The organism is Streptomyces sp. NPDC015532 (assembly GCF_043078065.1).
GTDB lineage: Bacteria > Actinomycetota > Actinomycetes > Streptomycetales > Streptomycetaceae > Streptomyces.
This window is the reverse complement of record NZ_JBIBSY010000002.1, coordinates 522,010-547,042: the sequence shown is the minus strand read 5'-3', so window position 1 is coordinate 547,042 and position 25,033 is coordinate 522,010. Positions and strand designations below refer to the sequence as shown.

Sequence of the window (25,033 nt, the reverse complement as noted above, 5' to 3'; positions counted from 1 at the left end):
CGAGCTCGCCATCGCCTACCAGGCCGCGCTCCACCTTGCTGCCATCCTCCGCCGGACCAGGACGTGTCCGCGCGGGGCGAGTTCGCGACCGGCTAGAGGTCGAGCACCACGTCGGTCGCGGGCCGGCTGCAGCAGATCAGGACGTCGCCCGCGTCCGGGAGTTCGAGGGGTGGGGCGGTGTAGGCGACGTCGCCCGTCACGACGTGGCTGACGCATGTGTGGCAGACGCCGCTGCGGCAGGACCAGCGGGTGGGGATGTCGCAGGCCTCGGCGAGTTCGAGGATCGAGGCGTGCTCGGCTGACCAGGGGGTGGTGATGCCGCTGAGCGCGAAGGTGACGAGCGGGCCGCTGCCCGAGGGACCGGGGGGTTGATGCGGCCGGACGGCGGCCGCGGGCGTGATCCCCGGGTTGATGGCCGGGAGGGCGCTGAACTGCTCGGTGTGGATGCGCTCCGGGCTCAGACCGTGGGTGCGCAGGAAGCCGCCGAGGACGTCCATGAAGGGAGGCGGCCCGCAGACGTACGCGTCGGCGTCGGCGGGGATGCCCAGGGCCTTGAGCGAGGAGACCGTCGGGCGGCCGTGGGTGATGTGGGGCTGTTCGGGGCGGGGGGCCTCGGACGTGTAGTAGGTGTGCTCGTGGGTGTCGGGGAGCTGGGCCAGCAGGGCGTGCGCCTCGTCCGAGAAGGCCTGGCTCGTGCGGTCGTGGGCCACCTGGATCCACCAGACCGGCCGAGCGGATCGTGCGGCGGCGAGCCGGTGGAGCATGGCGAGGACCGGCGTGACACCGATTCCCGCGGAGATGAGGGCGACGGGACGGGTCCCCTCCTCGAGTACGAACGTTCCTCGGGGGCTGGCGATGTCCACGAGGTCCCCTGGGCGGAGCGTCGCGTGGATGTAGCCGCTGACCTTTCCGAACGGTTCGTGCTTGACGCTGATGCGGTACGTGCCGCCCTCGGGGGCTGCGGAGAGCGAGTAGCTGCGTACCGCCGGGGCCGCGTCACCGACGGGGAGCCGGATGGAGAGGTACTGGCCCGGGCGCGCCTCGGGCAGGGGTGTGCCGTCGGTGGTGTCGAGGTAGACCGACGAGACGCCGGCGGTCTCGGGGACGATCCGGGCGACGCGCATGGGCCGGAATCCCGGCCAGCCCGCCTTCCGCGCCGGCTGCTGCCCGGTGGCGAGCTCCTCGAAGGACCGCTGCCACCCGGGGCTGAGGGCAGGTATGCGCAGGGCGCTGCGCAGCTTCACCGGGTCGCGGTCGGGAAGGTAGAGCAGCGCGTCGGTGTCGGTGACGCTGAGCTGTTCCGGGCCCCTTCGGGTCAGGGTGATCTCGTCGCCGCTCCCGACCTGTCCTTCGGTGATGACACGCATGTAGAAGCCCGGACGATGGTGGGCGACCAGGAGGGAGGCCATGGCGGGTTCGCCCAGACGCATGCCCACGCGATAGCAGGTCACGCGTGGCTGTGTGACCTCGAATTCCGCTTCGCCGATGCGATAGCGGTCGCCGACGCACACCTCGTCGTCGGGCAGCCCGTCGACGGTGAGGTTCTCCCCGAACATCCCGAACGTCAGGTCGCTCCGGCCGAGTTGTCCGGCCCAGTACCGGTACGACTGCGACTGGTAGACGAGAACGGCACGCATCTCGCCGCCGTGCCCGGCCAGGTCGCCCTGGCCGTCTCCTTCGATGTTCAGCCGCCGCACCATCCGACGGCCGCGCACGGGGGTCTTCCACGCCCCGGTGTGCACGGTCCTTCCCTGCCAGGAAACGTCCTTGGGTGTTCCTACGTTGACGGACAGCAGGGTCGCCATCGGGGACCTCCTGCGGGTGGTCGGCCAGGGCAGCCCTCAAGGCGCCGTGGACCCGTGGTCGGTCCGGGCGTTGCCCCGTAGGCCGATCTTAGTTCTCATGCCGGTACGGCCGCGATTCAGCGCGAGCTCCCATCGGTCTACCGGCCGCGTGCGTGCGGCTCTCGGACATGAGCGGTGTCCCCCGAACTGTCCGTGATGCGGAAGCGCGTCCGGTAGGCCCCGGGCGTGATCGCGAGGTTGCGCGTGAAAGCCCGGCGCAGCGACTCCGGCGAGCCGAAACCCGTGTGCCGGGCCACCGTCGCCATGGGGTCGTCGCCGCCCTCCAGCATGGCCTGGGCGGCCTCCATCCGTACCTGCTCGACGTAGCGGGCCGGCGTCGTGGTCATCTCGTCGTGGAACAGGCGGGTCATGTGCCGGGTACTGACGCCGGCCCGGCGCGCCATGGTGGCGAGCGTGTGCTCGGCGGACGGGTTCACTCGGTGCGCTGGCCATCGCGGCGCCGAGCGCGCTTCCCGCTCCGGCCGCGCGGGGGAGCGAGGTCGTGGCGCTCCTCGGCGGGCTCGGGATAGGGGGTTTCGCCCTGCTGTGGCTGGCCCTCGCCACCGCGCTGACCGTGCGTGAGGTCCGCGGAGGGCTGCCCTTCGCACCGACCTGGTGGTCGTTCACCTTCCCGCTCGGGGCCTGCGTCACCAGCACCAGCGCCCTCGCGACACGAAGCGGCTCACAGCTGTTCGTCTGGCTGGCCGTCGTGCTGTACGCGGTGCTGGTCGTCGCATGGGCGGTGGTCTCCTGGCACTCGATGCGCGACGTCGCGGCACGTCGGCGAATGCGCTCTTGAGCGGGTGACCGGGAGTTGAGGACGACGCTTCCGAGGGCGAGGGCCGCTGCGGGAGCATCGCCGGCCCGGCGAGAACGCGGTGATCGTCCGTCCCGGCTCGGTGCCCGTCCTGCGGTGGGCGGGCCGCCTGCATGCCTCTCAGGCGCCCGAGCGCGCTCGCCGAGCCTGCCGGAAGTCGACGGTCGACAGCGCCGTGACGAGAAGCGGCAGGATGCGCGCCAGACGGCCTACGAGCCTGCGACCGCAAGCCGGGCTGCCGAACGCGGCTGCCCGAGCGCCATCGGCTGCGACCGGCTGCGTGGCGGCTCCTCGGGCGGCTGCTGACTGCCGTGCCCGGCTTCGATACTCACGAGGCCGGGCACGGCGGTCAGGGGGCGTGCTGTCGGGGCTCAGGCGTCGATGATGACCGGGATGATGAGGGGCCTGCGGCGGTAGGTGCGAAACGCCCAGTTCGCCACGGCGCGGGCGATGAGCTGTTCGAGTTGGACCGCGTCCCCGATGCCTTCGTCGGCGGCGGTGGCCAGGGTCTTCTCGATGACGGGGATGACCGGCTCGAAGGTGGTGTCGTCATGGGCGAAGCCGCGGGCCAGGAAGTCGGGGGCTTCGGCGAGGGCGCCGGAGTCGGCGTCGACGATCGCCACCACCGTGACCACACCCTCTTCCCCGAGCGTGCGGCGGTCCTTGAGGGAGGCTTCGGTGACGCCGCCGACTTCCATCCCGTCCACGTAGACGTAGCCTGCGGGGACCTTCCCGGTGATGGACGCGCGGCCGTCGACGAGGTCGACGACGACGCCGTCCTCGGCGATGACGACCCGGTCCGGATCGACACCGGTACGGATGGCGAGGTCGCCGTTGGCCTGCAGGTGGCGCCATTCGCCGTGCACCGGCATGACATTGCGGGGTTTGACGATGTTGTAGCAGTAGACGAGTTCGCCGGCGCTGGCGTGCCCGGAGACGTGGACCTTGGCGTTGCCCTTGTGGACCACGTGGGCGCCCCACCGGGTGAGCCCGTTGATGACGCGGTAGATGGCGCTCTCGTTGCCGGGGATGAGGGAGCTGGCGAGCAGGACGGTGTCGCCCTTGCCGATACGGATCTGGTGGTCGCGGTTGGCCATCCGTGACAGCGCGGCCATCGGTTCGCCCTGGGAGCCGGTGCACACCAGAGTGATCTTGTGGTCCGGGAGCTTCTCCAGCTCCTTCGTGCTCACGACCAGACCGGATGGGACCTTCAGATAGCCCAGGTCACGGGCGATTCCCATGTTGCGGACCATCGACCGGCCGACGAAGGCGACCTTGCGGCCGTGCTGGTGGGCGGCGTCCAGGACCTGTTGGATGCGGTGCACATGGCTGGCGAAGCTGGAGACGATGACCCGGCGCGGCGCGGTGCGCAGCACCTGCTCGATCGCCGGGTTCAGCTCACGCTCGGAGGTGGTGAAGCCGGGTACTTCGGCGTTGGTGGAGTCGGTGAGGAACAGGTCCACGCCCTCCTCGCCGAGGCGGGCGAAGGCACGGAGATCGGTGATGCGGTCGTCGAGGGGGAACTGGTCCATCTTGAAGTCGCCGGTGTGCAGCACCATCCCGGCGCCGGTGCGGATCGCGACCGCGAGGCCGTCCGGGATGGAGTGGTTGACCGCCACGAACTCGCAGTCGAAGGGACCGAAACTGCGCCGGTCGCCCTCCCGCACGCGCACCGTGCGCGGCCGGATGCCGTGTTCCTTGAGCTTGGCCTCCAGGAACGCCAGCGTCAGCTTGGAGGCGACGATGGGAATGTCGGACCGCTCGCGCAGCAGGTAGGGCACGCCGCCGATGTGGTCCTCGTGGCCGTGGGTGAGGACCACGGCCACGATGTCGTCCAGCCGGTCCCGGATGGAGGTGAAGTCCGGAAGGATGACGTCTACGCCGGGCTGGGTCTCTTCGGGGAACAGCACGCCGCAGTCGACGATGAGCAGCTTGCCGGCGTACTCGAAGACGGTCATGTTGCGGCCGATCTCGCCCAGGCCGCCCAGGGCGATGACCCGCAGCCCTCCTTTGGGAAGGGGCGGAGCGGCTTTCAGCTCGGGGTGTGGATGACTCATGCCTGGACGTTACCTGGAGAGTGGGACGAGGTGATCCATTGCCTGGGCGATCTCGTCCTCCCGCCGAGCGGATCGAGCGGTGCCGGCAGCAGGCCGACGACCGTTTCACCAGCCGCCTGCGGCACCACCGAGGGCTTCCTCGGCGCGATCGGCGAAGCCCGCCTGACCACCCCGCTGCGCTCCGCGGGCGGCCACCGCCGCTCCTCCCGCTGCCAGCTGCGCATCGCGGGCCGCGCCCGTGAGCGCGTCACGGGCCGCGAGGAGGTCGGCCGGGGCGAGGCTGGTCCAGTACTCGTGCGTGACGATCGTCCCGGCGAGTACGACTTCCCGCGCCCGTAGCCCGGCGATCTCCGCCGCGTCCTGGGGATCCCAGCCGGGGGAGGAGGACCGGGACGACTTTCGTCAGGCGTTCTCGTGCGTCTCCCACGCGTCCAGCGGGTCGAGGTTCCCGAGAGCGCTGACGTACAGACGCGTCTGCTCGCCTTCATCGGGCGTCAGCCCTGAGCGGCGCGTCCGGCCGGATCACCGCCGGGACGGGTCGTGTCCCGGTCGGGCCACGGCTCGCACCCGGGCGAACCCGGTAGGGGCCGTGGCGTCACACCACGGCCCCTACCGGCTCGACTCGAGTGTGCGGCGCGCGGCGCTCGACACGCGTGCGGGACGCTGGGTCAGCGCGCCTTCTCCAGCTTGGCGAGGGCCTTCGCGAGGCCGTTGGCCCAGAGCTGGTTCACGCGGGAGCGCTCGGCCGTGTTCGGGTAGCGGTTGGTGCAGGACGTGCCCGGGCCGCCGCCCGACATCAGCTCGCTGCACGGACCGCTGTAGTGGTCCGGCAGACCCAGCACGTGACCGGTCTCGTGGGCGGTGACGCGGATCGAGTCGTACTGCCGGTTCTGCGCGTAGTCGAGGAAGATGTAGCCGCTGCCGTGGCCGTTCGTGGAGGCGTACGACCCGCGCGAGTCGTTGCCCTCGTAGTAGGTGAAGTCCGCACCGCTCGAGGTCGCCTGGAGCTTGACGTTCGACACGGAGCTGTTCCAGATCGAGGCGGAACTCGATATCTGGGAACGGAAACTCGGCGCCTGGGAGGCGTTGTAGTAGACGGTCACCGACTGCGCGGAGGGGTTGGCCGCCTGCTTCTTGGCGACCGACTTCAGTACGGCTTCGAAGAACGCCTTGTTGCCGGCGGCGTTCTCGGCCGAACCGGCGTACCGGGCCGCCGAGGCGGAGGTGGAACCGGCCGGGGCGGAGTCCGCCGACTTGGCGCTCGCCGGGACCGCGGTGCCCAGCGCGGCGGAGGCCAGACCCAGGCCGAGCGTGAGGGCCAGGACCCTCCTGGAGGCCTTCGACTTCATGCGGGAGGACAGCATGTGGGGTGCTCCTACTCGTTCGTGTGGGGTGGTGAACGATTGGTTCAGCAGGAGTCTCGGGTAGGCCAAGGGGGTGGCGGATGATGGCATTCGGGGATAGCGCGGAGCTATCGGGGAGCTATCGGGAGCCAACTCGTCAGGCTTCGTCGCGTTTTGAACATCTGGTGCGCCGCTCCGCCTCGCCCTACCCTTCCGGCATGGAGCTCGAGGTGAGGCATTTACGTGCCCTGTGCGCCATCGCCGACACGGGCAGCCTGCACAAGGCGGCCCGTGAACTCGGGGTGGCACAGCCCTCGTTGAGCGCCCAACTGCGCCGCATCGAGCGGGCACTCGGCGCGCAGCTCTTCGTCCGCGCGGGCACGGGCTGCCGCCCCACACCACTGGGTCACGCGGTGCTGAGTCGCGCCAGACCTCTCGTCGCCGAACTCGCCGCGATCGTCACGGAGACGAGGGCGGCCGTGGCCCGGGCCACGGATGAGTACACATTGCGGATCGGTGCCACGGCCAGCCGTGCTCTGCCGGGCTGGCTGCGCCGCCTGCGCGCCCGTGTTCCCCGCACCGAACCCACACTCCGGATGGACGTCTCCGCGAACTCCCTGCTGCGCATGGTCGCCGGGGGATGGCTCGAACTGGCCTTCGTGCATGAGGTCGAGGGCAGCCCCCTGTGCATCCCGTCCGGGCTCTGTCTGCGCGTCCTGGTCGAACGCGAACCGCAGTTCGTCACGCTCGCCGCCGACCACCCGGCTGCGGAACGTTCCGAGGTGCGGCTCGCCGACCTGGCCGACGACCACTGGATGGTGGACTCCACGGTCGACGGCGAGTGGGACGCGCTCTGCCGTGTCCTGCGGGATGCGGGGATCGAGCCCGACATGCTGCACGGCGACTACCTCACGGCGTACTCGCTGGCCGCCACCGGCGAAGTCGTCACGGTCAGCCAGCCCACGGCCCGCCCGCGTTCCGATGTCGTCGTCCGGCCCCTGCAGGGCGACCCGATAGGAGTACGACTGCTGCTCGCCGCCCGCTCGGAGGCCGAACTCGATCTCGGATACGACGAGTTGGTGGACGCCTACTGGGAGGCGGTCCGTCAGGCACCGGCCTACCGTGAATGGCTGAAGCGTTCGGGCACACCGGAGGCGATGCGAGTCCTGTGTGAACCCGGGACCACCGACACGCGGGAGACGCCCGAGCGGGTGCTCACGACGGACGGTACCGGCACGGGCAAAGCCGTGCGGTGACCGGGTAGGTCCGGCGCATGTCCGAGCCCTTCGTGAAGGCCACCGGACCGAGGTTTCCACGCCGGTCGGGCCTTGGTCCGGAACGCCTGCGGGGCGTTCTGGACCAAGGCCGCGTCACTGCTCTCAGAACTCGAAGTGCGCCTTGATCGGATAGTGGTCCGACTTCCCCGCGTCGGCCAGCACGTCGCATGCCGAGATGGTCGCGGAGGATGGACCGAACAAGTAGTCGATCTTGATGTTTCGGCCGACCAACGGCTTCGTGGCCTTACCGTCGCGCGGCCGAGTGCTCGACTGCCCCTCGTCGCATTCCTTGTCCGCCGCATAGGCGGACGTCATGACGTCCTTGGGCGTGTCCGGCGAGGCGGAGTCCGTCGGCACGGAGTTGAAATCGCCGCCGTAGACGGTCCGATAGCCGGCCGGAGTGTACGTATGGACGATCTCCTGCAGCAGCGCGGATTGTTCCTTGCGCTTTTCCCCCTTCGGGTCCTCCGTGTCCGCGCCGGAGCTGAAGTGGGTCGCGCAGAACTGCAGGGCCTGGGTCGGGAGAACCGCGCACATGGCGGTCCGCTGTTCCATCCGCACCCAGACGTCGTCGCCCTTGTCGTTCTTGATGGTCTGGTTCTCCGGTGAGGGAAGGTCGTACGACGTGTACCAGACGTTGGTGTCCGGCACCGCGAGGGCGATGCCGTAGGCGCCTCGGTCCTCCGACCCGGTCTTGTTGCAGGTCTTGGCGGCCTTCACGGATGACTCGTCGACGGTGTACTTGATGGGGGCGAAGCGTACGTCCCATCCGGTGTCCGTCTTGGTCTCCAGCGCCTTCTCGATCGCCTTGGCGTGCGACTCGCAGAGCTCCTGGAGAAAGACGGCGCGGTATTGCCTCGCCTCCGCGTCGGAGCCCAGCCGGTCGGCGATCTGGCTCCCCAGGTCCGCGCCTGCTACCTCGTTGTTCTGGCAGCCCGTGTTGTTATTGGCGCAGACGTTCCACGACATCACACGGAAGTCGGCCGCTGGTGCGGGGGAAGCGGGACTGGGGCGTCCCCCTTCGTCGCTCGCGTTCTCCTCGCCGAGGAAGACGAGCTCGAACTTCTGCCAGGATCCCACCGAGTCAGCCCGTGCCCGCAGCAGCCCCTTGTCGGTTCCGGGGTCCTGCATCTCGGCGGTCACGTATTTGTAGCCGTCGTTCGTCCAGGCCTTCAGGGCGTACGTACCGTCCGTCTGCCTCACGAGATGGAGCTCTTCCCACTCGCCGACGGTCGTGCTCCGGGCCCGGAGCAGATTCTTGTGGCTGCCGGTGTCGTTCCGCTCGGTCGTGACGTAGTTCCCGTTCGCTTCCGAACGCAGGGTGGCGGTCCACCCCTTGTCGTGGGTGTGCAGCGTGAACTTCTCCCAGGATCCCAGCTCATCGAGAGGGGACTTGCGCGCACGCAGCATGCCCTCCTCGTCACCGCTGTTGACGACTTCCGCCGACACATAAAGACCGCCGGCGCCCACGGACTTGAGCGCGTACTTGTCGCCGGCCGTGACGGGCACCGGCCGTGCGTCCGCCTGCGCCTGCACGGTCGACATGGCGATCACCGCGAACAAAGCGGTACACAGCACCGCCAAGCGGCTGATTATCTGTCTCATTTACCCCCGCCTAAGAACTGTGAACAGTCAAAGCGTGCACGGTGTGACACCGCCCCGGCCGCGAGCGAGATCGCGAAGGGCTGCCGAGTCCGCGGACGGCATCCGTAGACCCTGCATGCTCACCATCCATCCACGACAACCCGTGACGGGCTGTCAAATGATCAATGTAACTTCCGATCCGGAAGCGGCAGTTGACGGATTGCATGAGGAGCTTTCATCGGGCGATGAATAGCAAAGGCGACTGCGGGATCGTGCAGCAGTGGGCCAGGCGGCGTCGTCGTCGGTCGGCAAGTTCCAGTGACGGCTCACCAACTCGGACACCCGTGTCGGTTCCGGACGGCGTGGAGTGAGGGCCGTTGTCTGGGAGGCGAGGGGAGACGTCCGGTCGCGGCGTAGGCGATGAGAGCACCCCAGGCGAAGACGTTCCCGGCAGGCCCCACGTCCCCGGTGCGGTAGTGCTCAGGACTGATCCAGCCGGGGGTGCCGGTCATCATTCCCGTGCGTGTCACCGAGGTGGCGTCGAGAGCATGGGCGATACGGAAGTCCAGCATCCGGGGCCGGTCGGGGCGAGGATGACATTCTGAGGTTTCACATCCCGGTGGATGACGCCTGCCTCGTGCACGGCCGCGAGGGCAGCCGCGGTTGCGGCAGCCAGCGCATACCGCGGCGCCCCGTCCAGAGCGCCGCTCGCGGTCGATGGTCGTCAGGTGGGTGAGGATGAGATCGTCGAGCGGGTTCAGGCCTTCGCGCAGGTACGGTGCGGAGTCGGACAACGCGGAGCACGGTTGTGGTTCGTGCGCGGTCGAGCACCCGTCCGCGTGACCGAAGGGCTGCTCCTGCTGATCGAAGGTTCGGCCTCAGCTGTGAGCGGCCGGTTCGGCCGTCAGGTCGGCGAAGTCCCCGAGCATGTGTGAGGTGTGCGCCTGTTGGCCTGTGACGAGTTGGAAGTTCCGCGCCGTCGCGTGGACCAGTATGGTCCCGCCGTGCAGCACCGTGCACCCCAGGGCTCGTGCCGCTGGCGCGAGCGATCCAGGGCGGTGGTCGAGGTCGCAGATCCACAGGTCGCTGCGCAGTGACTCGGTGAGCACCTGGGTCAACCGGTCCGATTCCGCTGCGGGTGGGAGGGCGTTGACGAGTCCGTCGGCCTGCTTGAGGTGATGTTCGAGAACCTCGGCCGGATGGGCCCTGGCGGGACGGTGCACCGCGTGCCGGTTCACGGCCTCGGCCAGGGCTGAGGCCCGGGCCGGGTCGGTGTCGACCAGGGTCAGATGTTCCACGCCGCGCTCGGCGAGTGCGTGGGCGACCGACACACCGGCACCTGTCGCGCCGACCTGCACGACCCGGGAGAGCGCAACGCCGGGCAGGTTCCGTGTGAAGGCGGCGGTGAAGGCTTCCATGCCGGTGTCGTGGCCGGTGGTCCGGCCGTCCGCGCCGTAGACGACCGCGGTTACCGTGCCCGTTCTGGCGGCCGCCCCGGACAGTCCGTCCAGGGCCTCCACCGGGTGATCCGCTGATGCGGTCACGCCGAGTCCCGAGAACCCGAAGATCCTGCAGTAGTCCAGCAGCCTGCCGAAGTCCCGCTGGCAGTCCAGGTGCCGGCACAGGTAGCGCAGGTGGTGGCGTTCGGCTTCGCGGCGGTGGAGTTCGGAGCTGACCGAGAACTCGGCTCCCGGCGCAATCAACCCGACCAGGTACGAGTGCTGGTTCATCCGGACTCCACACGAGTAATGTACGAACTGGTTCGTTATCCATATCAGGGATCGGCGCGCTACGGGAAGTGGCAAGGATGCTCCGACCGCGCCCAGGACACGTCGCGCCTCCGGCCCGGGGCGGGCCAGGGGGTCACATGGGCACGGCCGTCTCACCGGACCGGCACCGTCCGCACGACGCGGACCGCACACGGCGCGAGATACTCGCGGCAGCCAGAGCGGAGTTCGCGGAAGCCGGGTACGCCGGCGCGCGCATGGACGAGATCACCGCCCGCACCCGCACCAGCAAGAGGATGATCTACTACTACTTCGGTAGCAAGGAGGGCCTGTTCACAGCCGTCCTAGAGGAGGCCTACCGCGAAATCCGCCAGCAGGAGCAGCTGCTGGACACCGACGAGCAGGACTCGGTGGAGGCGATGCGCCGGCTGGCGGAGTTGACCTTCGACCATCACGAGGCCCACCCCGACTTCGTCCGCCTGGTGAGCATCGAGAACGTCCACCGAGGACGTCACCTGGCCCGGTCGCGGCATCTGACGGACCTGCGGACCCCGGCGCTCACGGTCATCGAAGGGATTTTGCACAGGGGGCGGGAGAGCGGACAGATCACCGCCGACGTCGACGCGGTCGGCATGCACGCCTTCATCAGCTCGTTCTGTGTCTTCCCGGTGGCCAACCGGCACACCTTCGCGGCACTGTTCGACTGTGACCTGCTCGCGCCGGGGCACCGCGACCGGCTGCGCACCATGATCGGGGACCTGGTCGTCACGTACCTGACGGGCACCGCCGCGCAACAGGGGCCCGCGGTGTCACCGGAGTGAACGCACTGCCCTGACGGCCTGTTCGGCAGAGGCGACGAACCGGTTCCTCCGTCGCAGGGGTCCCGCCTGCAACGGAGTCGCCAGGACCACCCGTGGATCGGTGGTCGGAGTGTCAGTCGTGGCGGTATTCACAGTCCCAGGTACACCTCCCGCACCCGCGGATCGTGGCTGAGCTGTGCGGAGGTGCCGCGCATGGCGACCTGACCGTTTTCCATCACGATGCAGTGACTGGTCACCCCGAAGGTGAGCTTGGCGTTCTGCTCCACCAGGAGCAGGCTCAGTCCTTCCTCGCGCAGCCGCAGCAGTACGTCGAGGATGTTGCCGACGAGCTTCGGCGACAGACCCATGGACGGTTCGTCCAGCACCAGCAGACGCGGACGGGTCATCAGGGCGCGGCCGATGGCGAGCATCTGCTGCTGCCCGCCGGACAGCGCCCCTGCCACACGCTCGCGCATCTCCTTCAGCACGGGAAAGAGGGCGTAGATCTCGTCGAGTTGCTGGTGGGTGTCCTTGTCCCAGGCGCGGGAGTAGGCACCCAAAAGGAGGTTCTTCTCGACAGACAGCCCGGGAAAGACGTGCCGGCCCTCGGGTACGTAGCCGATACCGTGACGGACCATGTCGCGGGCCTTGACCCGGGTGAGGTCCTTGTCGCCGAGACGGACGCTGCCGCCGCTGCGCGGGACCAGTCCCATGACCGCCTTGAGGGTGGAGGTCTTGCCGGCGCCGTTGGCGCCGATGATGCCGACGGACTGGCCGGACTCCACGCTGAAGTCGATGGAGCTGACGGCCTGGACACCGCCGTAGTGCACGCTCAGTTCCTGCACACTCAGGCACTCTGCGGCGTTGCCTGCGATGACCTTCACGAGGTCGCCTCCTTCGCACGGTCAGGCCGGTCGGCGGCCTCGGGAGCGTCCATGCCGAGCTCGGCCAGGTCGGACTCACCGAGATAGGCCTCGATGACCTCCGGCGCGGTCACGACCTGCTGCGGGGTGCCCTCCGCGATGATGTTCCCGCTGGACAGGACGGTGACCTTCTCGCAAAGAGACATCACCAGCCCCATGTTGTGCTCGATGAGGATCACGGTGGTGCCGCTGTCCCTGATCGAGCGGACGATGCGGATGAGCTGCTGCACCTCCTCGCCGTTGAGACCGGCAGCCGGCTCGTCCAGCAGCAGCAGCCGGGGACGGGCCGCCATGGCGCGGGCGATTTCGATACGGCGCTGGATGCCGTACGGCAGTGCCGTGGGGTCGGCGTCCGCGAAGTCCGCTAGTCCGAAACGCTCGAGTACCTCGTCAGCCTGCGCCCGCAGCCGACGCTCGTGCGCCCACACTCCCGGCTGCCACACGGCGTACTGCCAGATCGACCGGGTGCGGCTGCGGTCGAGCGCGACGAGGATGTTCTCCCGCACGGTCAACTGCCCGAACAGGCGCAGGTTCTGGAACGTGCGGGACAGTCCGGCCAGTGACAGGACGTAGGGCCGGGCGGTGGTGGTGTCGCTGCCGACGAAGCGGACCGTGCCCGCGGTCGCCCGGTAGAAGCCGCTGATCACGTTGAACAGCGTCGTCTTCCCGGAGCCGTTGGGACCCACGATCCCCCGGATCTCGCCCTCTCTCACGGAGAGAGAGACCTCATTGAGCGCCCGCAGTCCGCGGAACTGCTTGGTGACGCCTTCCACCGCCAGCAGCACATCCGCGGTGTCCGGACGCTCGATGGGGGAGTAGGGCGTGAAGGGCCGCAGCTCGGCGCGGACGGACTCCCGGCCGCGCCGCCGCTCGTACACACCGCGCAACCGCGCCGGGACGCCGGCGAGACCGGTCGGCGCGAACACGACCATGAGGACGACGACGATGCCGTAGCCCAGTTGGGCGTAGGTGGAGAAGTCCGAGAGCCATTCCCGGACCAGGGTCAGCCCGATGGCTCCGACCACACAGCCCACCAGGGACCGGCGGCCGCCGATGATGACCATCGCCAGCAGGATGAACATGTTCCCGATGGAGAACGTCTCCGGAGCGACGTAGCGGATGAGCCCCGAGTAGAGGACTCCGGCGAGGCCGCCGTAGAGACTGGCCAGGAGGAAGGCCGTCATCCGCAGCAACGGGATCTCCGCCCCCATCGCCCCGGCGGCCAAGGAGTCGTCGCGCATGGCGCGCAGGCGCCGGCCGAGCGAGGTACGGACGACGAAGAGGCCGAAGACGAGCGAGAGGCCGAAGACCACGGCTTCCAGGTAGTAGTAGAGGTACTCGCTGGACAGATCGATGCCCGGCACGGTGGGGCCGGGGACAGCGGAGATGCCGTCGGCGCCGCCGGAGATGTGGGCGTTGGTGATCCAGTTGATGAATCCCAGGGCGAGACCGAGGGTCACGATCCCCAGATAGTGCGACTGCATCCGCAGGGCTGGAATGCCGACGAACAGGCCGGCGATGACGGTGGCCAGGACGGCGAGCAGGGCCGCGGCCCAGAAGCCGTAGCCGTAGTGGGTGGTGAGGATGGCCACCGTGTAGGCGCCGACGCCGAAGAACGCGACCTGGGCGAGGTTGATCTGGCCGGAGATTCCCATCGCCAGGCCCATCCCGATCGCCAGCAGGGCGTAGATGAGGGCGATGTTCACGACGTGGATGGTGTAGCTCCCCAGGCCGTAGGGGAGTACCCAGGCGGCGACGATGATCGCGCCTATCGTGCCGATGCGGGTCTTCATGCGCGGCTGACCGTCCTCTCGCCGAAGATGCCCGTGGGCCGGATCATGATCGCCAAAGTGAAGACGAGGAACGTGACCAGGACCGAGTAGCCCTGGAAGTGGCCGGCGGCGTAGGAGTCGAGGACACCGATAGCCACCCCGCCCACCACAGCCCCCTGGATCGAGCCGAAACCGCCGAGCATCGCCGCGGCGAAGCCCTTGATGCCCAGCGCCCCGCCGAGGGAGGCGTCGACGTAGAGCATGGGGCCGACCAGGCCGCCCGCGAGGGCGGCCAGTCCGGCTCCGATGGCGAAGGCCAGGGCGTTGCTGCGGCCCACGTTGATCCCCACGGCGGTTGCCGCCTCGTGGTCCATCGCGACCGCCTGCATGGCCGCCCCGCGCTTGGTGCGCGACAGGAAGAAGGCCAGGGCGACGACGGCGATGGCGGCGACCGCCATGACCAGCAGGTCGTACGTGCGCACCCGGATACCGAGGATGTCCAGGGGCGCGGCGTGCAGGGGCGAGGGGACGGCGCGGCCGGTGGTGCCCCAGATGAGGACGGCGACCGCCTGCAGCACGATGCCGAAGCCGATCGTGCCGATGAGCATGAGGTCGAAGTCCTTGTTCTCCAGCGGGCGCAGCACCCGTTCGATGACCAGGCCGATGGCCCCGGTGACCACGATGGCGGTCAGCATGGCCACGGCGAAGGGCAGCTTGGAGGTGAGGTAGAACGTGGACGCGGCGTACGCGCCGATCATGGCGATGTCCGCGTGCGCGAAGTTGACCAGCCCCATCGTGCGGTAGACGAGGGAGAAGCCCATCGCGACCAGGGCGTACACGGCCCCGAGACTCAGACCGCTGACGAGCGTTTGCAGGGTGTCTTGCACGTCGTCCCTCAGTTCTGCGCGACGAGCGCGCCGGACTTGATGACTCCGATGCTGGTCTTGGTGATGCCGACGCCGTCGGCGCCGTACTGGAACTGCCCGAGCAGGCCGTCGTACTGGGTCGCACGGATCGCGTCGGCGAGCTTCTTGCCGGTCGCCACCTTGCTGTTCTTCAGCGCGGTGAGCAGGATGCTGGTGCCGTCGTAGGCCTTGGCGCCGTGCAGTTCGGCCTCCTCGCCGTAGGCGGCCTTGTAGGCGACGGCGAACTTCTGTGCTGCGGGGCTGGTGTCGTTGCTCAGGTAGGGAGAGCTGACGATGGTGCCTTCCGCCGCCTCCTTGCCGGCGGTCTGCGCGAAGACCGGCGTGCCCTGCGGCGCCGCACCCGCGAACGGGACGGTGATACCGAGGTCGCGGGCCTGCTTGACGATCAGACCGGCCTCGACCTCCTCCGAGCCGATGAAGATCACCTGCGGCTTCTTGGCGCGGATCTTGGTCAGGGCGGCGCTGAAGTCCTTCTGGTCGGTGGTGACGACCTGGTCGGTGACCGGGGTGACGCCGAGGTCCTTGGCCGCCTTGGTGAACGCGTCGTGCTCACCCGTACCGAAGGAACCGTTGTTCGTGATCAAGGCGATCTTCTTGTAGCCCTTGGTCTCTATCAGGTATTTGGCCAGGGTGCTGTCGTAGGTGGTGCTGGTCGGGCCGTTGAGGAACAGGAACTCGCTCTTGAGCGCCACGAGCCCGTCGGACTGACCGGAGGTGATGTTGGGGATGCCCTCCTGCTTCAGGACGGGCGCCATGGCGATGGTGACCGCGCTCTCGGCGGTGCCGATCATCGCGATGTAGTTCTCGCTGGAGATCTTGCGGGCCAGGTTGGTGCCCGTGGTGGGGTCGCCCTGGTCGTCGAACGACTTCAGCTGGATCTTGCGGCCGTTGATGCCGCCCTTCTTGTTCCACTCGTCGACGGCGAGCTTGGCGCCCTTGTGCTCCCAGTCGCCCAGAGAGGAGAGCTGGCCGCTGCGGGCGTTGATGACGGCGATCTTGATGGGGCCCGAGTCGGAGCTGCCGCTCTTGTCGGAATCACCGGGTGCGCCGCAGGCGGTGAGGGTTGCGGCCACGGCGATGGCGGCGGCGAGCAGGGTGCGTGGGGCCGAAGGCTGGGAGATGCGGGACATGATGGTCACCTCGTCGGTGTCGGTGGGTTGGCGGGCAGGGGTGGGGGGAGGCGACGCGAACCCCGCCGGCCCGTGATGCCGGGGCCGGCGGGCGTTGCACAAGTGGGGATCAGAGAGTGTCGGCAGGGAAGCGGCCGGCGTAGATGTCCTTGATGTTCCAGTGACCCGGGGTGGGCACCGGCTCGTTGACCATGGGGACGTCGAGGACGGCCGGGCGGCGGCGGGCGATGGCGTCGTCGAGCGCCTTGCGCAGGTCGCCAGGTGCGGTGACGGTGTAGCCGTCGGCGCCGCAGGACTCGCCGTACCGCGCGAAGTCCGGGCTGTAGGGCCGGCCCTCGGCGTCGGTGAACTCGCAGCCGTAGGAACGTCCGAAGGACGAGGCCTGCAGGTCGGCGATGGTTCCGTGGGCGCGGTTGTTCATCACCACGAAGATGACGGGCGCCCCCTGCTCGACCGCCATGGGTACCGCGGGCAGTTGGGCGCTCATGCCGCCGTCACCGATGAGGGCGACCACGACGCGCTCGGGCTGGGCGATCTGCACGCCGACGGCCGCGGCCGGGCCGAAGCCCATGGTGGAGGCGCCTCCCGGAGTGATGAAGCGGCCTTCCTCGGGCAGTTCGTAGCACTGTGCGACGCCGTTCTTGTTCCAGCCGACGTCGGTGACCAGGATCGCGTCGTTCGGCAGGGCCTCGCGCAGGTCGGTCAGGATGCGCTGGGGCCGCAGCGGGAAGTTGTCGCTGCGACCGGCCTCGCGTGCCGCGTCGAACACACCGGTTCGCGCGCCAGCGATGCTCTCGCGCAGGCCCGGACGGGAGACGGGCGCGTTCCGGCGGGCCCGGACCGCCGCACCGATCTTCTCCAGGGCGAGTTCCACATCCGCCACGGCACCGATGTGCACGGGGTAGTTGCGGCCGATCTCCGCGGGGTCGATGTCGATCTGCAGCAGCCGGCTCGGCGGGAAGTTCCAGGTGTACGTCGCGTCCCAGGAGCTGGAGTCGGTCTCGGCGAAGCGGGTGGCGAGCGCCAGGACGACGTCGGCACCCTTGGTGCGTTCGTGAGTGCTCTCCAGTCCCCAGAAACCGGGCATGCCCAGCAGCAGGGGATGACGGTCGGAGACGACGCCCTTGCCCATCAGGGAGTGGGCGAGCGGGATGTCGAGGTGCTCGGCGAGGGCCAGCAGCCCGGCGCGGGCCCGGGGGCTGCGCAGGCCACCGCCGAAGTAGATCAGAGGCCGCTGCGCCTCCAGCAGCTCCTGGGCGATCTGGTCGGCGGTCGCCTCGTCAAGGCCGGGCCGGCCGAGGTGTCCGGGCAGCGGGTGGCCGCCGTCGTAGGGCGTGACCGGCCGGTTGAACAGGTCCATCGGAACATTGATCAGAACAGTCCCGGGTCGGCCGCTGACGGCGGTGAAGAAGGCCCGCTCGGTGACGCGCGGGATGTCCTGGACCCGCTGGACCTCCCAGGTGCGCTTGCAGAAGGGCCGGTAGATCGCGGTCTGGTCGGCGTCGGCATGGAGGTTGACCTCCTGATGCGGGTGCCGGCCGTAGTAGTAGGAGGGAATGTCGCCGGTGATGACGACCAGCGGCACGGAGTCCAGGGCGGCCGTGGCGACGCCGGTGACGGCGTTCATCATGCCCGGCCCCACATGGGTGAGCAGTACTCCGCGGCGGCCGGTGGCCCGGGCGTAGCCGTCGGCCGCGTGGGCCGCGGCCTGTTCGTGCCGGGCGATCACGAACTCGATCGAGCTCGGGCCCAGCGCGTCGAGCAGGGCGATGTTGGTGTGTCCGCAGGTGCCGAAGACGTGCTCCACGCCGTAGGACTCGAGCTGGGCGACGAGGGCTTCGGCGGCGGTCACAGTGGTCACGAGTTCTCCTTGGGCAGCTCACGGCTGTCGCCCCAGATGGACAGTCCGCGCAGTACGAGGGTCTTGACGACGGTGTAGTCCTCGATGAGCCACCGAGGGGCCTCGCGGCCGAAGCCGGAGTCCTTCACACCGCCGAACGGAACATGGTCGAGACGGAAGTTGGAGGTCCCGTTCACGATCAGTCCGCCGACCTCCAGGCGTCGCCAGGCGGTGAGGATGCGGGTGATGTCGTGGGTGAACAGGCCGGCCTGCAGTCCGTACCTGCTGGCGTTGCACTGATCGAGAACGGTGTCGAAGTCGTCGAAGGGCAGGACGGCGACCAGCGCGCCGAACACCTCGTGCACGACCACGGAGGCGTGGACGGGCGGGTCGGCGACGATGGTCGGTGCGGCGGTGGCGCCGTCACGGGTGCCGCCGCGGATCACACTCGCGCCCAGCCGGCGTGCCTCGCTCGACCAGGCCACCACGCGTTCGGCCGCGTTCTCGTCGACCATGGAGCCGACATCGGTGCGGTCGTCGAGGGGATCACCGACGACCAGCGCGTCGACCGCGGCGGTGAAGGCATCGAGGAATTCGGCGTAGCGGGACCGGTGGACGTAGACACGCTGGACGGAGATACAGCTCTGACCTGAGTTGCTGTATCCGGTGCGGGCGCTGATCTTGGCGGCCGCCGTGGCGTCGGCGTCCTCGCACACGATCGTGGCGGCGTTGCCGCCCAGCTCCAGGGCGAGCCTCTTTCGGCCCGCGGCGCGGGCCACGGCGGCACCCGTGTCGGCGCTGCCGGTGAAGCTGATGACGCTGACCGGATCGGCGGCGCACAGGGCGGCCCCGACATCACCGCCGCCGTGCAGCAGCTGGACCGCCTGGTGGGGCATGCCGCTGTCCAGGAGCAGGGCGACGACGGCGGCCGAGATGGCCGGCGCCTGCGGCGGGGCCTTGACCAAGGTGGTGTTGCCCGCCGCGAAGGAGGCGCCGAGCTTGTGCGCGAGGAGGTTGGCCGGCGCGTTGAACGGCGTGATGGCCAGAGCCACTCCGGCGGGCGCCCGGTAGGTGAAGGCGGTGTTGCCGATGCCGGTGTTCCAGCCGGCCACGGGCAGGGTCTCGCCGTCGACGCGGCGGGCCTCGGCCGCGCAGACCGCGAACGTGGAGGCCACCCGTTCGATCTCGGTGCGGCTGTCCTTGACGGGTTTGCCCAGTTCAAGGGCAAGAAGGCGGGCGAGCCGGTCGCGGTGGGCGAGCGCGTTGCGTGAGGCGGCCTCCAGGATGTCGGCCCGGGCGGCGGGCGCGAGGTCGGCCATCTGCCGCGCGTAACCGCCGGCCTGCGCGACCGCTGTGTCGATCTCACGCCCGGTCGCGGCAGGGGCGCGGCTGACGGTGCGCCTCAGGTAGGGGCCGGTGCGATCCGTGGGAGGGCCTTCGCCGCCCCAGGATCCGGCGATGTAGGGGAGGACCTCGACCACGTCGTTCTGGTCGGCGGCCTTGAGGAGGTCTTGCAGCATCACATCTCCAGAAAAAACCATCTGATGGTTTCCATGGACTGCTCTGTGGACTGGCGTGTAACGTACGGGCGCCGTGAGGCCGTGGCAATAGGTCGGCAAGAGGAAGTTGAAACCAGCGGTTTTCGAATGGACCGTGGCTGGTGGAAGCTGTCCTCTCGAGCGCCACGCCCGACAACGGGCCGCGCGGCCGGCCACTGACGAAGGAGAGCGCATGGACACGGAGCAAGGACAAGGCGGCGTACGCAGCGTGCGCCGGGCTCTGGACATCCTGTCGCTGCTGACCGAAGATCAGCCCACCGTTCCTCTCAAGGACATGGTCGACGCGACCGGCCTCCCCAAGACGACCGTGGTGCGCCTCGTCCAGACGCTGGAGCAGTACGGACTGTTGTGGGCGACGCCCGGCGGCTACACGGCCGGGCCTGGCCTGTGGCGCTGGGCCCATCTGGCCCACACCAGCTGGGAGTTGCCGCCGGACACGCAGAAGCTGTTGCGTGAACTGGTCGACCGGCGCGGCGAGACGGCGAATCTGATGATCCGCCGCGACATCCACCGTGTCTGCGTCGCCCAGCAGGAAAGCCCTCAGCCTCTGCGGCATGTGGTGCGCGTGGGCGACGAACTGCCGCTGTGGGCCGGCGCTTCGTCGAAGGTACTGCTCATCGGGGCCACCGATGGGCTGCTGCAACGGGTCGCCGCTGCTTCCCCGCACGGTGTGGCCCACGTGCAACAACTGCGGCTGTGGGCCGATGAGGCCGCCGGCCGCGGATACGCCACCAGCCACGGCGAGCGCGACATCGGCCTCACGGCGGTTGCCGTGCCCATCCGCACCCAGTCGGGTGTCACGGTCGCCTCCCTTTCGCTGAGCGGCCCCAGCGCGCGCATCACGGAGCAGGACATCGAGGTGTTCGCGGACGACCTGCGCGAAACAGCCGCGCGCATCGCCTCGCAGGGCTTCCACCACCCCCTGGGGCCGCGCACCTAACCACGCCGGCAGCGGCGCCGCAGCAGGTGCCGCTGGAAGGAGACGTCATATGCACGTTCGCCCATTGGATGGAATACGCGTTCTGGATCTCACGAACGTGCTGGCAGGTCCCTACTGCAGCTACCAGCTCATGCTCATGGGCGCCGAGGTGGTCAAGATCGAGCGTCCGGGCCAGGGTGATCTGGCCCGGAACCTGGGCCCCGATCCTTCTCTCAACCGGGACGGTGTCGGGGCGTCCTTCCTCGCCCAGAACGCGGGCAAGAGCTCGCTGGAGCTCGATCTCAAGGACACCGCCGACCGGGCCCTTTTCGAACGGCTCCTGTCCGGGGCGGACGTTCTGCTGGAGAATTTCCGGGCCGGTGTCCTGGACAGGATGGGCTACGGGGCGGACCGCCTCGCCCAGCTCAACGGACGTCTCGTCTACTGCTCCATCTCCGGCTTCGGACAGGACGGCCCGATGAGCGACGCGCCGGCCTACGACCAGATCGTCCAGGGCCTCACCGGCATGATGAGCATCACCGGAACGACCGAGACAGCGCCCCAGCGCGTGGGCTTCCCCGTCTGTGACACCACCGGTGGACTGATGGCCGCCTTCGCGATCAGCGCAGCCCTGCTCCACCGCGAACGCACCGGGCACGGCAGCCGTCTCGACGTCTCCATGCTGGAGGCATCGCTGTCCACCATGGGCTGGGCCGTCTCCAACTACCTGGTCAGCGGTATTCCACCCGAACCGCTCAGCGACCAGAACCCCACCGCGGCCCCCTCCGGAACCTTCCAGGCCCTGGACGGACCCCTCAACATCGCAGCGAACCAGCAGCACCAGTTCGAGGCGCTGTGCCGACTGGCCGGCGCGCCAGAACTGATCACCGATGACCGTTTCGGCGAGCGGGAACAGCGCAAGATCCATCGCGACGAGCTCAACACCGCCCTGAACGAGGCACTGTCGAGCCGTCCGGCCGCCGACTGGGAGCGCGAGCTCAACGCCGCCGGCGTGCCCGCCGCCCGTGTGCTCACGGTGCCCCAGGCCCTGGAACAGCCACAACTGGCCCATCGGCACTTCATCACCAGTCTCAGTCATCCAGGACGTCCCGGACGGCCACTGAATGTCGTGGGCAACGGCGTTCTCGTCGACGGGGAAGCCTTCAGCCCGCCCTCTCCGCCGCCGCTGCTGGGCGAACACAACGCCCGCCGTGAGGACATTGCGAGCCGCTGGCTCGATGCGGCCGCCCGGACAGCCGGAGAGGCCGCCGCGTCATGACCAGCGCTCACAACGACGCCGCCGAAGCCGCACAGTGGTGGGCCACCGCGGTCAGCCACATCGAACCCGGCAGCATCGAACTGCGCGACCACCCGGTGCAGGACCTCATCGGCACGGCAAGCCTGGTCGACATCATCTGGCTGATGCTGCGCGCGACCACACCCGCACCACGCGAATCGTCCCTGCTGGAGGCCGCGTTGGTCGCCGGTGTCGACCACGGTCCCCAGGCCCCTTCCATCGCTGCCGCCAGAATGGCCGCCACCTGCGGAGTCGGCCTCAACAACGCCGTTGCCACCGGTGTGAACATGCTCGGTGACGCCCACGGCGGGGCAGGCCAGCAGTGCGTGGAGATGCTCACCGACGTCCGTGACCTTCACGCCCTGGGCGGCAGCTGGCAGGAGGCGGCCCAGGAGGTCATGGCCGACTGGCAGAGCCGCTCGCGCTACCTTCCGGGTTTCGGCCACCGCTTCCACCCCAGAGATCCGCGGCGCGATCCGCTGATCCAGCTCGTCCAGCAGGCGGTTTCCGACAACGTCGTCGGCGGCGACTTCCTCAACGCGGCCCTCGCGGTCGAGGACATCCTCAAGCGACGCCGAGCGGGCGCGCGGCCCGTTCCGATGAACATCGACGGAGCCACCGCCGTCATCTACGCCGAGCTGGGCTTCTCCGCCCCGCTCGCCCGCGGCCTGTTCGTCCTCAGCCGCTCGGTGGGCATCCTGGCGCACGCGTGGGAGGAAAGCGGGCAGGGCCGCCGCAACAAGGGCCCGATCCCGCGCACGGTGCTGCCGGCCCGCCTGCCCCAGCCGAAAGACGCGTGAACAATCCGCGTCACAGCTCTTGCCACACCTCTGGTGCATCCCTAACGTAGCTTTCCGCCAATCGGCAACCATCGTGCGGACCACCCGAACCGTACAGCGGACCATGATCCGCCTCGCAGCTCCCTCCCCCACCTGAGACTCCGCAGCCCCGCCACTGACGGGTATTTCAGGACTCGTCATGAAAGAGGGACCATGGACAGACGCAGCTTTCTCACCTCGACCGCGGCCGGAACGGCCACCACCGTCGCCCTGCTCAACGGCACACCCGCCCAGGCCGACACCGCCGACAGTCCGGCGCGGCCGGTACCGGCCCAGGCCCACGCCGCCACCGGCGCGAACTACCCCAAGGTCGGTGGCAACCTTGGCAACCACAGCTACTCCTCGCTCAAGAAGATCACCGCGGGCAACGTCCGCAAGCTCGGCGGAGCCTGGCACATCAACCTGGAGAACGGCTCCACCTCCTCCGCGCAGCAGTGCGCCGTCATCGCCCAGGACGGCGTGCTGTACCTGGCCACCACCCAGCAGAACGTCTTCGCCGTCGACGGCCGCACCGGGCAGGTGAACTGGAAGACGAACGTCGGCACCGACACCACCAACATGCGCGGCCTCGCCCTCGGTGAGGGCCTCGCGTTCACCATCTCCGGCGACAACAAGGTCCTCGCCCTCGACCAGAAGTCCGGCGCCGTCGTGTGGAGCCGCGAGCTGATGGTCGAGGACCAGGGCGACCCGGACTGCGACCCCGCCTCCGGCCAGTGCGGCGGCAGCAAAGGCGGTCTCGCCGGAGCCGCCGTGTACTGGGACGGGCTCGTCTACATCGGCACCCAGGGCAGCACCGCCGGCGCCCGCGGCCGCGCCTACGCCCTCGACGCCCGCAGCGGTGAGATCGCCTGGGTCTTCTGGGGCACCCCGGGCCCGGGGGAGTACGGTCACGACACCTGGGAGGGCGACACCTGGAAGACCGGCGGCGCCGTCTGCTGGATCCACCCCGCCGTCGACCCCGAACTGGGCATCGTCTACTGGACGTTCGGCAACCCGTATCCGCGCACGGACGGCTCCACCCGCGGCGGCGACAACCTCTTCGCCAACTGCCTGGTCGCCATGGACGCCAAGACCGGCGAGCGGCGCTGGCACTTCCAGTCCGTGCATCACGACATCTGGGACTACGACGGAGTCATGTCCCCCGTGCTCGCCGACATCCTGATCAAGGGCAAGAAGCGCAAGATCGTTGTTTACGGCAGCAAGACGGGCATGTATTACATGCTCGACCGCGCCACCGGCAAGCCGATCCACGGCATGGAGGAGCGTCCGGTGCCGCAGCACGCGGCCCAGAAGACCGCCCCCACCCAGCCGTTCCCCGGCGGCGAGCCCTTCGTCGAGACCGAGCCGCGTATCGACAAGGCCACCCGGCCGGTGCCCTTCTACCCGACCGGCGGCCTCTTCGAGGCCCACTGGGACCGCGCGACGATCATCTTCCCCGGAGCGGGCGGCGGCGCCGACTGGTCCTCCCCGTCCTTCAGCCACCGCACCGGCCTGGTCTACGTCGGCTACGGCCTCATCAACTCCGCCTACTCCAACACCCATGGCGGCCGCGTCAACACCGCACGGCCCCTCGGCGAGTACTTCGCGGGCGGCCTCGCCGCCGTCGACCCGCGTACCAACACCGTCGCCTGGCGCCAGGAAGGCGACTGGTCCCTCGCCCACGGCAACGGCGTCCTCAGCACCGCAGGCGGCGTGCTCTTCCAGGGCCGTCCCGACGGCGTGCTCACCGCCCTTGACGACCGCGACGGCAGCGAACTGTGGACCTGGCAGTGCGGCGCCGGCGTCAACACCAACCCGCTGACCTACGAGATCGACGGCGAGCAGTACATCGCCGTGCTCGCCGGCGGAAACGGCCTGCCCTACCCGGACATCCCCAGGGGCGACCACCTGTGGGCGTTCAGACTCGGCGGCACCGTGAAGCCGGCCGCGGCGCCCACCCCGCCGTCCAAGCGCAACCAGATCCGGACCGCCGCCGTGACCGGCGACACCGCCAGGAACACCATCACTTTGGGTCGGACCTGGGACAACGCGAAGAGTGCTCCCGGCGCCACCGAGAACCTCGTGGCCCAGAACGCCATGGCTCCGCAGCACCTGAGCATCGCCAAGGGCACCACGGTCACCTTCGTCAACCCCGCGGACAACAAGTCCGCGCACGGCGCCGTCTCCTTCTTCGAGGCCGAGTTCGACACCGGGCTCCTCATGCCGGGCCAGTCCTCCTCGTACACCTTCAACACCCCCGGTGAGTACTTCTACAACGACCCGGTCGCCCCGCAGAACACCGGCAAGATCGTCGTCCAGTAGCAGCCCGCCCACTGCACCGCGCTCTCCCAGCCGCTTCGCGGCAGCCCTGCCCGCCAGTGTCCACTCCTGGCCCAGACC

At 69.1% G+C, this 25,033-nt stretch carries 20 protein-coding genes; 8 read left to right on the top strand and 12 right to left on the bottom strand.

Annotation, left to right across the window (positions count from 1 at the left end; translation table 11 throughout):
- Positions 1 to 92: 92 nt before the first annotated feature.
- Together ACF07B_RS08990 and ACF07B_RS08985 are read right to left on the bottom strand one after the other, a co-directional pair.
- Positions 93 to 1,805, bottom strand: a complete 1,713-nt coding sequence (locus tag ACF07B_RS08990; RefSeq protein ID WP_392178353.1) for an MOSC domain-containing protein — start codon at positions 1,803 to 1,805, stop codon at positions 93 to 95.
- A gap of 137 nt (positions 1,806 to 1,942) precedes the next feature.
- A complete protein-coding gene (locus ACF07B_RS08985; protein ID WP_392178352.1) occupies positions 1,943 to 2,248 on the bottom strand; it encodes a helix-turn-helix domain-containing protein in 306 nt (101 codons plus the stop codon).
- Positions 2,249 to 2,289: 41 nt separating this feature from the next.
- Here ACF07B_RS08985 and ACF07B_RS08980 point away from each other — a divergent pair, with 41 nt between their 5' ends.
- A complete protein-coding gene (locus ACF07B_RS08980; protein ID WP_392178745.1) occupies positions 2,290 to 2,643 on the top strand; it encodes a hypothetical protein in 354 nt (117 codons plus the stop codon).
- A gap of 389 nt (positions 2,644 to 3,032) precedes the next feature.
- Here the strand turns inward: ACF07B_RS08980 and ACF07B_RS08975 are convergent, their stop codons facing one another.
- Positions 3,033 to 4,718 (bottom strand): ribonuclease J, encoded by a 1,686-nt coding sequence (locus tag ACF07B_RS08975; protein WP_392178351.1) that lies wholly within the window; start codon positions 4,716 to 4,718, stop codon positions 3,033 to 3,035.
- A 30-nt stretch (positions 4,719 to 4,748) separates the two neighbouring features.
- On the opposite strand from ACF07B_RS08975, the gene ACF07B_RS08970 reads away from it, so the two are divergent.
- Positions 4,749 to 5,057, top strand: coding sequence for a hypothetical protein (locus ACF07B_RS08970; protein WP_392178350.1), 309 nt, complete (start codon positions 4,749 to 4,751; stop codon positions 5,055 to 5,057).
- Positions 5,058 to 5,386: 329 nt separating this feature from the next.
- Here the strand turns inward: ACF07B_RS08970 and snpA are convergent, their stop codons facing one another.
- The gene (snpA, locus tag ACF07B_RS08965; RefSeq protein WP_369481686.1) at positions 5,387 to 6,082 is read right to left on the bottom strand and encodes a snapalysin; all 696 of its coding nucleotides are present in this window, start codon (positions 6,080 to 6,082) and stop codon (positions 5,387 to 5,389) included.
- 197 nt (positions 6,083 to 6,279) lie between these two features.
- On the opposite strand from snpA, the gene ACF07B_RS08960 reads away from it, so the two are divergent.
- Entirely contained in the window at positions 6,280 to 7,317 is a 1,038-nt protein-coding gene (locus ACF07B_RS08960; RefSeq protein WP_392178349.1) for a LysR family transcriptional regulator, read from the top strand.
- Between the two features lie 123 nt (positions 7,318 to 7,440).
- Here the strand turns inward: ACF07B_RS08960 and ACF07B_RS08955 are convergent, their stop codons facing one another.
- Together ACF07B_RS08955 and ACF07B_RS08950 are read right to left on the bottom strand one after the other, a co-directional pair.
- Entirely contained in the window at positions 7,441 to 8,916 is a 1,476-nt protein-coding gene (locus ACF07B_RS08955; protein ID WP_392178744.1) for an endonuclease/exonuclease/phosphatase family protein, read from the bottom strand.
- An 884-nt stretch (positions 8,917 to 9,800) separates the two neighbouring features.
- On the bottom strand, positions 9,801 to 10,652 hold the full coding sequence (locus ACF07B_RS08950) for a shikimate dehydrogenase (protein WP_392178348.1): 852 nt from the start codon (positions 10,650 to 10,652) through the stop codon (positions 9,801 to 9,803).
- A 137-nt stretch (positions 10,653 to 10,789) separates the two neighbouring features.
- On the opposite strand from ACF07B_RS08950, the gene ACF07B_RS08945 reads away from it, so the two are divergent.
- Positions 10,790 to 11,470, top strand: a complete 681-nt coding sequence (locus tag ACF07B_RS08945) for a TetR/AcrR family transcriptional regulator (RefSeq protein WP_369481691.1) — start codon at positions 10,790 to 10,792, stop codon at positions 11,468 to 11,470.
- Between the two features lie 128 nt (positions 11,471 to 11,598).
- On the opposite strand, the gene ACF07B_RS08940 is transcribed toward ACF07B_RS08945, so the two are convergent.
- From ACF07B_RS08940 to ACF07B_RS08915, 6 genes are all read right to left on the bottom strand, one after another.
- Positions 11,599 to 12,333 (bottom strand): ABC transporter ATP-binding protein, encoded by a 735-nt coding sequence (locus tag ACF07B_RS08940; protein WP_392178347.1) that lies wholly within the window; start codon positions 12,331 to 12,333, stop codon positions 11,599 to 11,601.
- Positions 12,330 to 14,165 carry an ATP-binding cassette domain-containing protein gene (locus tag ACF07B_RS08935; RefSeq protein WP_392178346.1) on the bottom strand — a complete coding sequence of 612 codons (1,836 nt, stop codon included), beginning with the start codon at positions 14,163 to 14,165 and terminating at the stop codon, positions 12,330 to 12,332. The genes ACF07B_RS08940 and ACF07B_RS08935 overlap by 4 nt, the downstream gene beginning before the upstream one ends.
- Positions 14,162 to 15,031: a branched-chain amino acid ABC transporter permease gene (locus ACF07B_RS08930; protein WP_369481694.1), complete on the bottom strand. Its 870-nt coding sequence runs from the start codon at positions 15,029 to 15,031 to the stop codon at positions 14,162 to 14,164. The genes ACF07B_RS08935 and ACF07B_RS08930 overlap by 4 nt, the downstream gene beginning before the upstream one ends.
- Before the next feature lie 8 nt (positions 15,032 to 15,039).
- Positions 15,040 to 16,200 (bottom strand): ABC transporter substrate-binding protein, encoded by a 1,161-nt coding sequence (locus ACF07B_RS08925; protein WP_392178345.1) that lies wholly within the window; start codon positions 16,198 to 16,200, stop codon positions 15,040 to 15,042.
- 109 nt (positions 16,201 to 16,309) lie between these two features.
- Positions 16,310 to 18,061 carry a thiamine pyrophosphate-binding protein gene (locus ACF07B_RS08920; RefSeq protein WP_392178344.1) on the bottom strand — a complete coding sequence of 584 codons (1,752 nt, stop codon included), beginning with the start codon at positions 18,059 to 18,061 and terminating at the stop codon, positions 16,310 to 16,312.
- On the bottom strand, positions 18,058 to 19,560 hold the full coding sequence (locus ACF07B_RS08915) for an aldehyde dehydrogenase family protein (protein WP_392178343.1): 1,503 nt from the start codon (positions 19,558 to 19,560) through the stop codon (positions 18,058 to 18,060). The genes ACF07B_RS08920 and ACF07B_RS08915 overlap by 4 nt, the downstream gene beginning before the upstream one ends.
- Before the next feature lie 211 nt (positions 19,561 to 19,771).
- Here ACF07B_RS08915 and ACF07B_RS08910 point away from each other — a divergent pair, with 211 nt between their 5' ends.
- From ACF07B_RS08910 to ACF07B_RS08895, 4 genes are all read left to right on the top strand, one after another.
- Positions 19,772 to 20,539, top strand: coding sequence for an IclR family transcriptional regulator (locus tag ACF07B_RS08910; protein ID WP_369481698.1), 768 nt, complete (start codon positions 19,772 to 19,774; stop codon positions 20,537 to 20,539).
- A 64-nt stretch (positions 20,540 to 20,603) separates the two neighbouring features.
- Positions 20,604 to 21,797 carry a CaiB/BaiF CoA transferase family protein gene (locus ACF07B_RS08905; RefSeq protein ID WP_384233987.1) on the top strand — a complete coding sequence of 398 codons (1,194 nt, stop codon included), beginning with the start codon at positions 20,604 to 20,606 and terminating at the stop codon, positions 21,795 to 21,797.
- On the top strand, positions 21,794 to 22,615 hold the full coding sequence (locus ACF07B_RS08900) for a citryl-CoA lyase (protein WP_384233988.1): 822 nt from the start codon (positions 21,794 to 21,796) through the stop codon (positions 22,613 to 22,615). The genes ACF07B_RS08905 and ACF07B_RS08900 overlap by 4 nt, the downstream gene beginning before the upstream one ends.
- 192 nt (positions 22,616 to 22,807) lie before the next feature.
- Positions 22,808 to 24,955, top strand: a complete 2,148-nt coding sequence (locus tag ACF07B_RS08895; RefSeq protein WP_392178342.1) for a PQQ-binding-like beta-propeller repeat protein — start codon at positions 22,808 to 22,810, stop codon at positions 24,953 to 24,955.
- Positions 24,956 to 25,033: the final 78 nt, after the last annotated feature.

Coding starts and splice junctions, on each gene's coding strand:
- ACF07B_RS08900 (WP_384233988.1), top strand. CDS start 21,794: ATGACCAGCGCTCACAACGACGCCGCCGAAGCCGCACAGTGGTGGGCC.
- ACF07B_RS08915 (WP_392178343.1), bottom strand. CDS start 19,560: ATGCTGCAAGACCTCCTCAAGGCCGCCGACCAGAACGACGTGGTCGAG.
- ACF07B_RS08895 (WP_392178342.1), top strand. CDS start 22,808: ATGGACAGACGCAGCTTTCTCACCTCGACCGCGGCCGGAACGGCCACC.
- snpA (WP_369481686.1), bottom strand. CDS start 6,082: ATGCTGTCCTCCCGCATGAAGTCGAAGGCCTCCAGGAGGGTCCTGGCC.
- ACF07B_RS08985 (WP_392178352.1), bottom strand. CDS start 2,248: ATGGCGCGCCGGGCCGGCGTCAGTACCCGGCACATGACCCGCCTGTTC.
- ACF07B_RS08960 (WP_392178349.1), top strand. CDS start 6,280: ATGGAGCTCGAGGTGAGGCATTTACGTGCCCTGTGCGCCATCGCCGAC.
- ACF07B_RS08950 (WP_392178348.1), bottom strand. CDS start 10,652: ATGAACCAGCACTCGTACCTGGTCGGGTTGATTGCGCCGGGAGCCGAG.
- ACF07B_RS08945 (WP_369481691.1), top strand. CDS start 10,790: ATGGGCACGGCCGTCTCACCGGACCGGCACCGTCCGCACGACGCGGAC.
- ACF07B_RS08935 (WP_392178346.1), bottom strand. CDS start 14,165: ATGAAGACCCGCATCGGCACGATAGGCGCGATCATCGTCGCCGCCTGG.
- ACF07B_RS08990 (WP_392178353.1), bottom strand. CDS start 1,805: ATGGCGACCCTGCTGTCCGTCAACGTAGGAACACCCAAGGACGTTTCC.
- ACF07B_RS08925 (WP_392178345.1), bottom strand. CDS start 16,200: ATGTCCCGCATCTCCCAGCCTTCGGCCCCACGCACCCTGCTCGCCGCC.
- ACF07B_RS08910 (WP_369481698.1), top strand. CDS start 19,772: ATGGACACGGAGCAAGGACAAGGCGGCGTACGCAGCGTGCGCCGGGCT.
- ACF07B_RS08975 (WP_392178351.1), bottom strand. CDS start 4,718: ATGAGTCATCCACACCCCGAGCTGAAAGCCGCTCCGCCCCTTCCCAAA.